The organism is Ruminococcus flavefaciens ND2009, from assembly GCF_000621785.1.
GTDB classification, from domain to species: domain Bacteria; phylum Bacillota; class Clostridia; order Oscillospirales; family Ruminococcaceae; genus Ruminococcus; species Ruminococcus flavefaciens_C.
On record NZ_KK211348.1, the window covers coordinates 281,504 to 295,879 of the forward strand.

A 14,376-nucleotide genomic window follows, 5' to 3' on the forward strand; every position below is an offset into this window, starting at 1 on the left:
CTTCCTGAAAGTTGCATACGCACATCCGCAAAAAACAAAAATATATTAAAATGGAGGAAAATATATGAAAACTAATAAACGCGCATTAGCGATAATGACAGCAGCCTTTATGGCAATGACACCTGTAGCGGCAACCGGTCTTACTTCTTTTGCAGAAGGAGAGACTACAAACTCAATATCAATTAATCCTGCAAAGGAAGGAACGCATGACTATAAAGCATATCAGATCTTCAAGGGAACACTGAGCGGAACAGGCGCAAAAGATAATCCTGCTACAACAGATGTTGATGAGTCGGATCCTTATGTGCTTTCTGACATACAGTGGGGCGATAATGCAGCTGATGATTTCCTTACAAAGCTGAAGGAAGACACAGCATTTAACCTCGTTGCTCCTGCTGAAGAAGGCGGGGCTAAAACAAGCATATTTGCTAATTCAAACAAAGCAGAAGATGTTGCAGAGGTACTTAAGACATATGCAGACAACAGTGATGTAGCGATCGCATTTGCTAAGTTTGCAGGCAAACATCTTAAAGGTGATGCTAAGGGTGGAGATAATACATCTCCTTATAAGATAGAGTCTCTTGAAGCAGGCTATTATCTTGTTGAGGATACAGCTCCCATAACAGATGGCGAGAACGCTAATCCTCGTACTCTCAATATGCTCAGAGTAGCTGGTGCTGTAACAATGGATACCAAGGAAGATCTTCCTACTCTCGAGAAGGAGATCGACGAGAAGGGCGGAGTTGCAGCTAACACAGCAAGTGTCGGCGATATAGTTCCTTACATCATCAAGACAAAAGTACCTGACATGACAGGCTACACCAAGTACTTCTTCGTACTTAACGATACTCTTTCCAAGGGTCTTACATATCAGAATGACCTTTCGATCACAGTTAACGGAGCTACTATCCCCGCAACTGACTTCACAGTAGAGACATCCGGAACTGACACTACCGCAATAAAGGTTGTTTTCAAGGATTTCTATAATAAGTATAAAGGCTTAAATGATGATAATCCTAATAACGATGACATTATCGTTAAGTATTCTGCAAAAGTAAATGAAAAAGCAGATATGACACAGACAGGTAATATCAATACCGCTCAGCTCACATATTCAAACAATCCTAATGAGGAAGCTACACCATTAAGTGAGGATAAGCCCGACGAGCCCGGTCCCGAAGCACCAACAGGTAATACACCTCAGGTCAAGACAGTAACATACGTTACACAGATCGAGCTGTTAAAGACAGACGGAACAAATCCTCTTGCAAACGCAACCTTCACTCTTGAAGGCTATATGAAGACAGTCGGCGCTGTAGAAGGTACATATTACATGGAAGATGCAAGCGGTACATACTATCGACTTGCTGACGGTACATACACAACTATAAAGCCTGACGCTGCAAATGCTTATGAGAGCACAAACAAGACGTATAAGCAGGTTACAGCTTCAGCTATTCCTGCAAATTCTAAGATCTCCAAGGAATTTACAACAAGTACTGACGGTAAGATCAGCTTTGCAGGACTTGGCGAAGGTACATACACCATCACTGAGACAGCTGCTCCCAGCGGCTTCAACAAGCTCGCTCAGCCTATAAAAGTTACTATCACAGCTTCAGGCGTTTCTATCACAGGCTGCACATGGGGCAAGACATTAGAGGATCATAATAATGCAACAACAGCAGGTGAATTCGTTCAGGGCAGTTCAACAGATCAGTCCAAGCTTCCTCTGACAGTTGTCAATAAGGAAGGTTCAACACTTCCTTCAACCGGTGGTATCGGTACAAAGCTGTTCTACCTCTTCGGCGGTATCCTGGTAGCAGGTTCAGGCATTCTCCTTATCACAAAGAAGAGAATGGCTAAGGAAAACTAATCATTACAACGATCTATCACAAAAAATCTGAATAACTGAGTGCAGTGGAGGGGCTCTCCCTCCGCTGCATGATCATAAATATTTCTCAAGGAGCTTTTGATGAAGCGCTTTATTCTGAAGTCGCTGCCATTTTTGGCACTGTTTATAGGTCTGGCGCTGCTGCTGTACCCCACGGTCAGCGAGCATATCAATACCATGCACCAGTCCCGCGCTATACAGAAGTATAACGATTTAGCAGAGTCAATGAGCAATGAGCAGCAGGAACAGCTTATCAGAGCTGCGAACGAATATAACAGGAAGATAGCTTCCACCCAGGGAGTACTTTTTCACCCCGAGCGCGTGGCGGGCTACGACGAAACACTTGACATTACAGGAACAGGAATTATGGGATATGTCACCATTGAGAAGATCAAGGTGGAGCTCCCTATCTACCACAGCGTTGACGAGAACGTTCTTCAGATAGCGGCAGGACATCTGCCGGGAACGAGCCTTCCCGTCGGCGGCAAAGGTACACACGCTGTATTGTCGGGACACAGAGGACTTCCCAGTGCGAGGCTTTTCACTGACCTTGACAAGATGGAGATAGGAGACGTATTCTACATAACGATCCTGTCCGATGTCCTCACATATCAGGTGGATCAGATAAAGACCGTCAAGCCCTATGAGGTAGAGGATCTTGCAATAGACCCGAATGAGGACTACTGCACACTGTTCACCTGCACTCCGTACGGTATCAATTCCCACAGGCTTCTCGTAAGGGGCAAAAGGATAGAGACCAGGGAGGAGATGAAGGTCTATGTTGCCAACGACGGCTTCATAGTATCACCTATCATCGTCGCACCTGTTATAGCAGCACCGATACTGCTGATACTGTTCATCATACTGATGTTCGGCGGCAGGAAAAAGAAAAAGAGTTCTTATGAAAGCAGCCGCAGGGCTGTAGAGGAATATTTCAGGGGACAGGGGGTCCCCGTAAATGAGACAAAAAATGAAAGGAGTGATGAGAATGCAGAAGGTCCGTAAAAGTGCTTTATGCTTGTTGATGAGTATGCTTTGTATGCTGTTTACATTCTATTGGGCAGTTCCCGTGGATCTTTCAGCTGCCTCTGACAAGAGCATCACTCTTGAATGTAAAAAAGATGACGTAATACTGAAGGGTATGCGGTGGAAGATCTACCGCGCAGGCGAAAGAGGCGGCGAAGGATTTGTGCTGACAGGCGATTTTGCGGATTGTCAGGCAGATCTGGGAGATATGTCCGTGGAGAACATAAGCCACGCGGCACAGACCCTCGAAAGCTTTGCGATAATGAAGCAGCTTGGGGCGCTGGCTGAAGGCTCCACAGCGAATAACGGAGCCGTTACATTCAGCGGACTTGATGACGGACTTTACCTTGCAGTGGGCTATCCCGTTGAGGACGGAGCTTACTACTATGAGCCCTCACCGCTGCTGATGGAAGTCAGAAGCGATGGCAGCAGCTTCTCATTTGACGCATATCCCAAGATAGTCAGAGTAACTCTCAGTGACAATGTTACAGCCTACACCGTAAAAAAAGTGTGGGTGGACGATGACAATGCTGCTCAGGCACGTCCCACATATGTAACTGTTGACATTTTCAAGGACGAGGCACTCTATGACACAGTCACTCTAAACGAGAGCAACGACTGGGAGTATCGCTGGATAGTAAATGACAATTCTTCACAGTGGAGAGTTGCCGAGCGCGTGGTACCCGTGGATTATGAGGTAAGGATCGAGCATAACGATACCCAGTACCTTATAAGGAACAGCTACAAGAACGTAACTACCACAACTACCACGACCACAACGACTACTACCACTACGACCACAACAACGACCAGCGGAAGCACTGAAAAGACTACTGCTCCGAAAACAACATCGGCTACTCCCGCAAGCACAACTACCACCGTGCCAAAGGAGAAGATCCCACAGACGGGACAGCTCTGGTGGCCTGTACTTCCCATGGGAGTAGGCGGAATAATGTTCATCATGCTCGGTGTAACGATGAAGCCGAGAAAGAAGAACGACTAATTGAATAGTTCAGCGGCAACGCTGAGATACCTCGGAAGGAAATGGAAGGGGTAAAGGCTGTCGGTACGAAAGTGCCGGCAGCTTTTTTATTGTGCGGAGCACACAGCCGTCGGGAAATATTTCGTCAGTTTCTGATAAAAGGCGTCAGGATTTTCTGTTTCAGCCTGTCGCAGTCTCAGTGAGAATGTGTTGTTTTCGCGGGAAAGCGCAGATCATGGCGAGAAAAATCCCTTTTCCCGAAAATCCTCGGGTGCTATACTTTCTTCATAGGAGGATCTTGCTATGAAGAAACTGATTTTACTCGCGGCAGCAGCTGTACTGACGGGCGGTACTGATACAGACTCCGCAGAGACCCTGCCGAGCAGCTACGATTACACCATAATCGACGGTGAGGCGACCATCGTGGGCTACACAGGGAAGCCCGTATACATAGACATTCCCGGATTTATTGAGGGCTGCCCCGTTACTGAGGTAAGGGACAACGCATTCTATAACTGCAACAGCCTGAAGTGGATAAAGCTTCCCGACACTGTCGAAAAGATAGGTCACCACAGCTTCTACGCCTGCTATGAGCTTGAGACCGCAGAGCTTCCCGAGGGACTTGAGGAGATAGGCATGGGCTGCTTCTGCGGCTGTGCGTCCCTGTCCGTTGTGGACTTGCCCGATTCATTGCGTGTGCTGCCTGATTCCTGCTTCCGCGCCTGCACCTCGCTGACCGATGCTGAGCTCCCCGCGGGACTTGAGACCGTGGACAAGTACTGCTTTTCGGGCTGCACGGCACTGAAAAACGTGAAAACGGGAGACTGCCTTGTGAGCATTGGAGAACGGGCGTTTTATCAGTGCCACAATATGGATACCGTGTATCTGCCGCCTACCGTAGAGACCATAGGCGATGAGGCACTGGGCTATGACTGCGACGGGAACCTTCTGATAAAGCAGACCGACCTTGTCATCACAGGGGAGCCGGGCAGCGCTGCTGAGCAATACGCCCATGAAAACGGTCTGACCTTCTGTGTCGGGGAGCCCTCTGCGGCAGCTTTTGCGGAGCTCCGCCCTCTTGAGGACGAGGTGCCATTTGCCGCCTGGCTGGGACTTTTTGTATTCGGCACTATCGCCGCATTGGTGCTGTGGCTGGTGTTCAGACGGGAAGATCACGACAGCTTAAATAAAGATGAAAATGACTGACCATTAATTGCGTTTTCCCGAAAACATACCATTTTTAGGAATGTTTCATAAAATCTCTTGCATTTTCACGGAAAATGTGCTATTATAGATTTGGAAGTATGCGTTAAGCTTATAGTTTAACTTAGGCACTTAAATTTTAAGCTTAACATTGAAAATTTAATAAACCGATCTGGAGGGATCAAATTGAAGAAAGATATTATAAAGCGGTCTGCCTGCACTGTGGCGGCTGCTTTCATCGCTGCGGCAGCGATGAGTTTTCCCTCTGCCATGAAAGACGGGAAGGGTGCAGCTGCTGCGGACACCGTGCTCAAGTACGAGTTTGAGGACGGCAAGACATCCGGCGGCAAGTTCTACACCGAGGGGATCAAAAGCAAGCCCGATGAGGAAGTGAAGTGGGAAATATCCGAATTCTCGGGCAGCGGCTTTGCGTACCTCGACCAGAAGGGCACAACCATAAGCGTTGATGTGGACGTACCTGCGGATGGGCTTTATGAGCTGACTATCTGTTACTGTGAGCCCAGCGACCCCAACAAGAAGGTGCAGTACCTCAACGTAAACGGCGTAAATCAGGGTGAGGTAAGCTTTCCATTCAACACAAAGTTCGAGGAGACCTCGGGCGGCGTAGTGAACCTGAAAAAGGGCAAAAACACCATCGAGCTCAAGGCTTACTGGGGCTATGCGTACTATGACTACCTCACATTGAAGCCTGCCCCTGAGAAGCTCACCAACCTGAGCCCTGACAGGAAGCTTTCAAACCCGAAGGCGTCCGACTCGGCAAAAAGGCTCTACAGCTACCTCTGTGACACCTACGGGAACCATATCATCGCAGGTCAGCAGGAGTACTGCGGCGAGCATAACTACAACATCAATGCCGACCCAACCACTAAGAACTATATAGTGGACAACGAGGCGGAATTCCAGTATATTGAAAAGACCACAGGCAAGCAGCCTGCTATTAGAGGCATCGACCTGCTGGCGTATAACTCCACCTCCGCATGGCGTGACCACGCTCCCGAGCGAGCTATACAGTGGGTCAACGAGTACAAGGGCATAGCCACTCTCACCTGGCACTGGAACGTGCCGCTGGAGAAGGGCAGCGAGGAAACTGCCTTCTATGTAAAGTCTGCGGCGGCTACATACACCACCTTCAGTATATCAAAAGCCCTTGAGGAGGGCACCTGGGAGCACGAGGTGCTTCTGGCGGACATAGATGTTCTGGCAACGGAGCTGAAAAAGCTGAAGGAAGCCGATGTTCCCGTGCTGTGGAGACCTCTCCACGAAGCCGAGGGCGGCTGGTTCTGGTGGGGAGCCGAGGGCCCCGAGCCCTGCAAGGAGCTTTACAGGTTACTCTATGACAAGCTCACCAACGAGTACGGTCTGGACAACCTTATCTGGGTCTGGACAGGCTATACCTTCCCCACATCTCCCGCCTGGTATCCGGGCGATGACGTGGTTGATATAGTGGGTTACGACAAGTACAACGCAGCAGACGGAATGCCAAATCTCAGCTCTATATCGTCCACCTTCTACAGCCTGGTGCAGAGCACTGACTGCCACAAGATGGTGACCATGTCTGAGAATGACACTATACCTTCACTTGAAAACCTGGTGAACGACAAGGCAGCATGGCTGTATTTCTGCCCGTGGTACATGAATTTTCTCACCAGCGAGCAGAACAACCCCGTGGACAACCTCAAGGAGATATACAACAGCGATTACTGTATCACCCTTGATGAGCTGCCCGACCTGAAGAAGTACCCCATAAATGAGGGGGATGCTCCTTCAAAGACAACAACGGCGACTACTACAGCGCCCGTAAAGACCACCACCACAACAACATCGCAGAAGCCCGCAGCAGGTGACTACCTCAATGGCGATGCGAACTGTGACGGCAAGGTGGAGCTGGCGGACGCCATAATGATAATGCAGTCTCTTGCAAATCCCGACAAATACGGCATAAAGGGCAGCGACAAGCAGCATCTTACCGAGCAGGGAAGAGTAAACGGAGACGTTGACAAGTCCACCGAGGGACTTACCTCAAATGACGCTCTGGAGATACAGAGGTATCTTCTCAGACTTACAAAATGGGATTAAAATTGCTTCAGCATTATAAAAGGGAGGAATAATACTATGAAGCTTTCAAAAAAGATAATCGCCGCAGCACTGAGTGCTGCTACGGCGGCAGCCAGCATGGCATCATCAATGCCCATACAGGCTGCGGACACTGAAGAGGAGCAGCAGTTCTGCGCCCCTATCAGTGAGGTAGTCACAGACTCCGGTCTGGATATAGACTACGCAAGAGCACTCCAGTATTCGCTCTATTTCTACGATGCGAATATGTGCGGAGACCAGGTAAGTGAGCACACACGCCTTTCATGGCGCGGCGACTGCCATACCTATGACGCACACGTTCCCATGATAGAGTGGGACAGGATCACCACCCAGACCAGCAAGGGCGGTACCAACCTTTCATCTGAATTCATGACCAAGTATAAGGACGTTCTCGACCCCGACGGTGACGGCACTATCGACGTAGCGGGCGGATTCCACGATGCAGGTGACCACGTTGAGTTCGGTATGCCGGAAAACTATACGGCAGCTACCCTCGGCTGGGATTATTATGAATTCCGCGATGTTTTCAAGAAGTTAGAGCAGGATGACCATATGGAGACTATTCTCCGTTACTTCAATGACTACCTCATGAAGTGTACATTCCTTGATGATAACGGCACAGTTATCGCACACTGCTATCAGGTAGGCGACGGTAATATCGACCACGCTATCTGGAACAGCCCCGAGGTAGACACAATGCCTCGTCCCGCATTCTTCCTCACAGCCGAGAAGCCGCAGATTGACTATGTAGTATCTGCCGCAGCATCTCTGGCGATCAACTATCTCAACTTCAAGGATACCGACGAGGAGTATGCAGAAAAGTCACTGAAATACGCAAAGGCTCTCTGGGCATTTGCAAACAATGCTATAGATACATTCCCCGCAGCCGATGATAAGGATCCTCTGCTTTCCGATAACGGTGACGGTCCCGGACGTTTCTACGGCTCATCCAAGTGGCAGGACGACTACTGCTGGGCAGCAGCCTGGATGTACCTTGCAACAGGCGAGGCTTCCAGCTTCGATTATGCAGTAAAGATATTTGACTACTATGCTCCTTCGGGCTGGTGCTACTGCTGGAACGATATGTGGAGCGGTGCAGGCGTAATGTGGGGAGTAGTAAACCAGAAGTACCCCGAGCTTGACCTGGTCCAGAAGATCAGAGACGCACAGGGAAAGAACCAGTATGTATTCAAAGATTTCTGGGACGATGACTGTGTAGGAAAGTGCCTCAAGGCATTCAAGCAGAAGGAAACTCCCGGCGGCTTTGCACACCTTGATACATGGGGAAGCTGCCGTTATAACACAGCTATGCAGCTCATCTGCCTTCTTTACGATAAGTATGCCAATAACGGCGAGCCCAGCGAGTGGAGCGAGTGGGCAAGGAAGGAAATGGACTACGTTCTCGGTAAGAACGATATAACCTATAAGGAAAAACCTGATATGTCAGTTCTTGCAGGCAGAAACGGTACACACGGTCCCAGAGCCTTCATCGTAGGATACAATGATTCAGCAGTAAAGAATCCTCATCACCGTGCAGCATCAGGACTCCTCATGGCTGAGGATCCCCGTGAGCAGAGACACATTCTCTGGGGCGCACTTGCAGGCGGACCCGATGACAACGACGCTCACAGCGACAGCACAAATGACTGGACCGAGAATGAGGTGACCATCGACTATAACGCTTGTCTCCCCGGAGCAGCAGCAGGTCTCTACGCAATATACGGCACACCCGAAATGGCTATCACTCCCAACTTCCCTCCTGAGGACGAGAAGAGAGTATACGGCGGCGGTGGCGGCGAAGGCGGAAGCGGCTACTGGATAGAGGCAGTCGGAATCGACAGCCGTAACGATGACGGAACAGGCGCGGTAGAGGTATCACTGAAGGTCCTCTCCGGCGAATCAAAGCCCGCAAACAATATCACAGTAAGATACTTCATCGACGCATCTGAAGTAAAGGATCCTTCCGTTATCGAAACAAAGAAGCTTTACGATCAGGCAGAGATGGAGATACAGGGCGTTAAGTGTACTGTAAGCCCCTTACAGAAGTACAAGGATTCAGACAGCATCTACTATGCAGAGCTTTCATGGGAAGGCTGCAATATCGCCAACTCAGGCAAGAAGAGCCAGTTCTCTGTAGGATTCTACGGAAAGGGATACACTGAAAACAACAAGTATATCGTTTATGACTGGGATCCCACAAACGATTACAGCTATAAGTCACTCAAGCTTGGCAAGAAGACAGACTTCTTTGCAGTTGACGATCCGCCCGAGGTACGCTGCGACGCTATCTGCGTATACGCTGACGGTGTTCTGGTAGGTGGTATCGAGCCTGACGGATCGACTCCCGCACCCAAGGAAGAAGATGTCACCACAACAGCACCCCGGAAGACAACCACTACCACCACAAAGCCCGTAGTTACCACAACTACAACAACAGGTCCCAATAGCACAGTTGTACGCGGTGATTCAAACTGCGACGGCAAGGTAGAGCTGGCAGACGCACTGCTCATCATGCAGGCACTTGCAAATCCCGACAAGTACAATATCGGCGGCACTTATGAAAAGGCTCTTACAGAGCGTGGCAAGAAGAACGGCGATGTTGACGACACCGAAGGACTTTCCTCCAACGACGCGCTGGAGATACAGCTCTTCCTCCTTCACAAGAAGGCAACACTCTGATATAATTTACCCGAAACGGCTGCACTTGAAAAGGTGCAGCTGTTTCGCATTTTCACGAAACTTTCATTTCTCTCACAATTTACCTGTTGTATTTTCACATCAACTATGTTATAATTTTGTCATACTTGATATAGGAGATGAATTCACATGAATGAAGAAAAAAATCCGCGTAAGCAGTATGCGGTATACATAGTGATATGCCTGGTGCTGCTGATGGTATTCAACGCCATAGTTATGCCGAAGCTGACACAGGCAGCTGTCAGGGACACCGATTACAGCTTTTTTCTGGACAGCCTTGAAGAGGGGAACGTGAAGAAGGTACAGATAGAAGACAGCGAGATAACCTTTACCGTTGAGGAGGACGGCAAGGAGCAGGCATACTCCACGGTGCGCATAGACGATCCCGATCTGGTAACGCGGCTCCATGAGAGCGGCGATGTGGAGTTCACGGGAAGGCTCCGTGAGCAGAGCCCTCTGCGTGACTTCCTGCTGGGCTGGATAATCCCCATTGTAGGTATGTTCATGCTCTGGAACCTGCTGTTCAAGGGGCTTGGCAAGAGAATGGGGGGACTTGGCAATGCCATGTCCTTCGGCAAGAGCAATGCGAAGATTTACGTCAAGGCGCAGACAGGCAAGACCTTTGCCGACGTGGCAGGACAGGACGAAGCCAAGGAAGCGCTTGCCGAGATAGTGGACTTCCTTCACAATCCTGATAAATATGCCGAGATAGGTGCCGACCTTCCCAAGGGAGCCCTTCTTGTGGGACCTCCCGGCACAGGAAAAACGCTTCTTGCCCAGGCAGTAGCAGGCGAGGCGGAGGTGCCCTTCTTCTCCATTTCGGGCTCAGAGTTCGTGGAGATGTTTGTAGGAATGGGTGCTGCGAAGGTCCGCGACCTGTTCAGCCAGGCGACCCAGAAGGCTCCCTGTATAGTATTTATCGATGAGATAGACACCATAGGCAAGAAGCGTGACGGACAAGTCGGCGGCAATGACGAGCGTGAGCAGACCCTGAACCAGCTTCTCACGGAGATGGACGGCTTTGACGGCAAAAAGGGAGTAGTTATCCTTGCAGCCACCAACCGTCCCGAGTCCCTTGACCCTGCGCTGCTCCGCCCTGGACGCTTTGACAGGCGTATCCCCGTTGAGCTTCCCGACCTTGCAGGCAGAGAGGCAGTGCTGAAGGTACACGCGAAAAAGGTGAAGCTCACCGACAATATAGACTTCAACGCCATAGCCAGAGCCACGGCAGGAGCCTCCGGCGCGGAGCTTGCCAATATCGTCAACGAGGCGGCACTGAGAGCCGTAAGGAGCGGCAGGAGTGCTGTGAACCAGTCCGACCTTGAGGAGAGCGTAGAGGTAGTCATCGCAGGCTACCAGCGCAAGAACGCAGTCATCTCCCAGAAGGAAAAGGAGATAATAGCCTATCACGAGGTGGGACACGCCCTTGTTGCGGCAATGCAGAAGGACTCCGCTCCCGTCCACAAGATAACCATAATCCCCAGAACATCGGGAGCTCTCGGCTACACCATGCAGGTGGACGAGGACGAAAAGTTCCTCATGTCCAGGGAGGAGGCATTAGGCAAGATAGCCACTCTCACAGGCGGACGCTCGGCGGAGGAGCTGGTTTTCAATACCTGTACCACAGGAGCCTCCAATGATATTGAGAAGGCGACAAAGCTTGCCCGCGCCATGGTGACGCGCTACGGAATGAGCAGCAAATTCGACATGGTAGCTCTTGAGACTGTGAATAACCAGTATCTCGGCGGCGATACCTCGCTGGCGTGCTCTCCCGAGACAGCGGCAAAGATAGACGAGGAGGTGAGCAGTATCGTGAGAAATGCCCATGCCAAGGCGGTTCAGATACTCACCGACAATCTGGGTAAGCTCCACGAGATAGCCCGCTTCCTCCTTGAGAGGGAGACCATCACAGGCGAGGAGTTCATGGCGATACTCCGCAGAGAGCCTGCGCTTACCATATAAAATAAAGCCCCGAAGGATCATTCGGGGCTTTTGTGTGATTCAGTGTTTATTTTAAGTAGTTGTCTTTGTAAGTATCATATTCTTTTTGAGACAGCTCGGATTTGAGTTTGTATAGTACTTTGTCGTCAGGAAAATTAATGTATATTATATCATCTTGAGCAATTAAACTAAGATTTTGTTCGTCTTCGGCGGAAATATCACGTTGGTTTTTAACTTTGTATATCTTTGAAGTGATCCTTGTCTCTTTTGAAAAGATCATGAAGAGAGCCGCCGCACCACAGAACAAGCACGAAGTAGTTATACAGAATGTCATTTTGTTTGCAATAAATTCAGAGTGGTTGACCTTTTGCAAAAATGAAGTTAGACTATTATAAGAAATAACGGGAAGTATAACAAGACTAAAAGCTATTATACGAATATAAGCCATTAGGAAATCATAGGTCCTGTTGAACAGAAACTCATCGACTTCGTATTTACTTTCAATATTCTTATTTATATCTTTTATTTCTCTTTTCAGATTTCTGAGATGGCGTTCAGATTTTGGAATAATGCTTCGTTTGAATACCAGCTGATCAAGAATGAATGTACAAACTACCAGGTTAAGACTGGGAGGGTCTATAAGTCCAAAACTGAACAAGATGAAGCAGGTTATCACAACTAAAGCAATGAGCAGGATAATGGGGTTTCTCTTCACTTCTTGTATGCAGATGATAATGCTGATTATGAGGAGTGAAAGCAGCAGTATTCCGCCAATAATATCAAGGCCAACGCACGGATGATTTTTTCGGATGAAGAGAATGGGGATCAATGCAACAATAATCATTAAGATTGATAGAATGACAGACAATCCTTTTAGCTTATTGATGAACTCTTGTCGCTTTTGCTTTGATTCGGTGCGTTTATTATGCTGGTTTTTCAGTTCTTCCTTTTTTAGCTTTTTTTCTCTGGAGCTTTTTTCGGACACTTTTATCCCTCTTTCTATAAGTTAATAATTATATTATATAATTGCGTTCGAGAAAAGTCAATGATAAAATAATGAAATCTTGATATTTTGAATATTACACCTTATAAATTACCATAATATTACCGAGGTGATAACAATGAGAAAAACCACATCGGCAGTCCTGGCGGCAGGGCTCATACTGACAATACTTATATCAAATATGGGCGTTATAATACGGGACGGGCGCAGACTTGACAAGTTACGGGGACGGGTGCTGAGGCTCCACATACTTGCAAACTCCGACAGCGTGGAGGACCAGCGGCTGAAACTGCTGGTCCGCGATGAGCTGCTGAAAAGGGACTATTTCGGCGAAGCGTCAGACCTCACCGAGGCTGAAGCCATAGCGCGTGAGCAAATTGATGATATAACAGCGGCAGCGGAGAAGGTGCTCCGCGAAAACGGCTCTGCGGACAAAGTAACAGCAGAGCTTGAGACTACGGACTTCACCGACCGCATTTACGACGGCATCACTATGCCCGCGGGAGAGTACAGAGCCCTCCGTATTAAAATAGGAAAGGCAGAGGGACACAACTGGTGGTGCGTAATGTATCCGCCCCTGTGCATTCCCGCAGCCTGCGGCGAAGCCGAGGAGGAGACGGAAGCCGCAGAGGACAATACTGTCGAAGAGGAGTATTTCGCCGATGAGGAGCTCGATATACTGAAAAAGCCGAAGAAATATAAGATAAGATTTGCAATATGGGATAAAATCAAGGCGCTTATAGAGACCTGAACTGTGCATTGTGACAAATTTCACCCAGCCGCTTGACTTATTTCCCACAGTGATGTATAATATTTAAGTAAACAAAGCAGAACTATGCGTTCTCACCGTCGGGCTAAGCTGAAACGGTCAATATGTATCGGATATCCTGCTGTTCTTGCGGCAGGGGATATATTCAGTGTGTATTGGTGAGTGCGGATAACTTCTGCACTCATTTTTGTTTTTAAATTATATTGCTTGGAGGTGCTTGACTATTAGCAAACAGGAACTGCAGATCAACGAAGAGATAAGAGACAAGGAAGTACTCGTAATCGACGCTGACGGTAAAAAGCTTGGCGTTTTATCCGCCAAAGAGGCCCAGCAGATAGCCTTCGACAAGGATCTGGATCTCGTTAAGATCGCTCCGCAGGCAACACCGCCCGTGTGCCGTATCATGGACTACGGAAAGTATTGCTTTGAGCAGGCTAAGCGTGAGAAGGAAGCAAGAAAAAATCAGAAAGTCGTTGCTATCAAGGAGATCAGAATGTTCTCCACAATAGACACACATGACTTCGAGACGAAGGTAAATCAGGCTGTCAAATTTTTACAGGGCGGCGATAAGCTCAAGGTTTCGGTGAGATTCCGTAAGAGAGCTATTGCACATCCGGAACTTGGAAGCGAGCTGCTTGATCGCTTCAAGGAAGCAGTTTCTGCGGCAGGCACTGTGGATAAGCCGGCTAAGATGGAGGGACGCAGCATAGTAATGTTCGTTTCCCCAAAGGCCGCTAAGTAAGGAGGAT

General features: G+C 48.8%; 10 protein-coding genes. 9 read left to right on the forward strand and 1 reads right to left on the reverse strand.

Annotation, left to right across the window (positions count from 1 at the left end; genetic code table 11):
- Window positions 1–64: 64 nt before the first annotated feature.
- From T488_RS0114090 to ftsH, 7 genes are all read left to right on the forward strand, one after another.
- Entirely contained in the window at window positions 65–1,873 is a 1,809-nt protein-coding gene (locus tag T488_RS0114090) for an isopeptide-forming domain-containing fimbrial protein (RefSeq protein ID WP_028521355.1), read from the forward strand.
- Between the two features lie 99 nt (window positions 1,874–1,972).
- A complete protein-coding gene (locus T488_RS18165) occupies window positions 1,973–2,896 on the forward strand; it encodes a class C sortase (RefSeq protein WP_051536493.1) in 924 nt (307 codons plus the stop codon).
- A 19-nt stretch (window positions 2,897–2,915) separates the two neighbouring features.
- Window positions 2,916–3,920, forward strand: a complete 1,005-nt coding sequence (locus T488_RS0114100; protein WP_196243331.1) for a Cna B-type domain-containing protein — start codon at window positions 2,916–2,918, stop codon at window positions 3,918–3,920.
- A 282-nt stretch (window positions 3,921–4,202) separates the two neighbouring features.
- Window positions 4,203–5,105, forward strand: a complete 903-nt coding sequence (locus tag T488_RS0114105; RefSeq protein WP_028521357.1) for a leucine-rich repeat domain-containing protein — start codon at window positions 4,203–4,205, stop codon at window positions 5,103–5,105.
- A gap of 183 nt (window positions 5,106–5,288) precedes the next feature.
- Window positions 5,289–7,199, forward strand: a complete 1,911-nt coding sequence (locus T488_RS0114110; RefSeq protein WP_028521358.1) for a glycosyl hydrolase — start codon at window positions 5,289–5,291, stop codon at window positions 7,197–7,199.
- Window positions 7,200–7,235: 36 nt separating this feature from the next.
- On the forward strand, window positions 7,236–9,896 hold the full coding sequence (locus tag T488_RS18170; RefSeq protein WP_037298337.1) for a glycoside hydrolase family 9 protein: 2,661 nt from the start codon (window positions 7,236–7,238) through the stop codon (window positions 9,894–9,896).
- A 147-nt stretch (window positions 9,897–10,043) separates the two neighbouring features.
- The gene (ftsH, locus tag T488_RS0114120; protein WP_028521359.1) at window positions 10,044–11,876 is read left to right on the forward strand and encodes an ATP-dependent zinc metalloprotease FtsH; all 1,833 of its coding nucleotides are present in this window, start codon (window positions 10,044–10,046) and stop codon (window positions 11,874–11,876) included.
- 46 nt (window positions 11,877–11,922) lie between these two features.
- Here ftsH and T488_RS0114125 read toward each other — a convergent pair whose 3' ends face one another.
- Window positions 11,923–12,840: a hypothetical protein gene (locus T488_RS0114125; protein WP_028521360.1), complete on the reverse strand. Its 918-nt coding sequence runs from the start codon at window positions 12,838–12,840 to the stop codon at window positions 11,923–11,925.
- A gap of 136 nt (window positions 12,841–12,976) precedes the next feature.
- Here T488_RS0114125 and T488_RS18175 point away from each other — a divergent pair, with 136 nt between their 5' ends.
- Window positions 12,977–13,609 (forward strand): stage II sporulation protein R, encoded by a 633-nt coding sequence (locus T488_RS18175; RefSeq protein ID WP_051536494.1) that lies wholly within the window; start codon window positions 12,977–12,979, stop codon window positions 13,607–13,609.
- A 235-nt stretch (window positions 13,610–13,844) separates the two neighbouring features.
- Entirely contained in the window at window positions 13,845–14,369 is a 525-nt protein-coding gene (gene infC / locus T488_RS0114135; protein WP_028521361.1) for a translation initiation factor IF-3, read from the forward strand.
- Window positions 14,370–14,376: the final 7 nt, after the last annotated feature.

Coding starts and splice junctions, on each gene's coding strand:
- T488_RS0114090 (WP_028521355.1), top strand. CDS start 65: ATGAAAACTAATAAACGCGCATTAGCGATAATGACAGCAGCCTTTATG.
- T488_RS18165 (WP_051536493.1), top strand. CDS start 1,973: ATGAAGCGCTTTATTCTGAAGTCGCTGCCATTTTTGGCACTGTTTATA.
- T488_RS0114100 (WP_196243331.1), top strand. CDS start 2,916: ATGAGTATGCTTTGTATGCTGTTTACATTCTATTGGGCAGTTCCCGTG.
- T488_RS0114105 (WP_028521357.1), top strand. CDS start 4,203: ATGAAGAAACTGATTTTACTCGCGGCAGCAGCTGTACTGACGGGCGGT.
- T488_RS18170 (WP_037298337.1), top strand. CDS start 7,236: ATGAAGCTTTCAAAAAAGATAATCGCCGCAGCACTGAGTGCTGCTACG.
- ftsH (WP_028521359.1), top strand. CDS start 10,044: ATGAATGAAGAAAAAAATCCGCGTAAGCAGTATGCGGTATACATAGTG.
- T488_RS18175 (WP_051536494.1), top strand. CDS start 12,977: ATGAGAAAAACCACATCGGCAGTCCTGGCGGCAGGGCTCATACTGACA.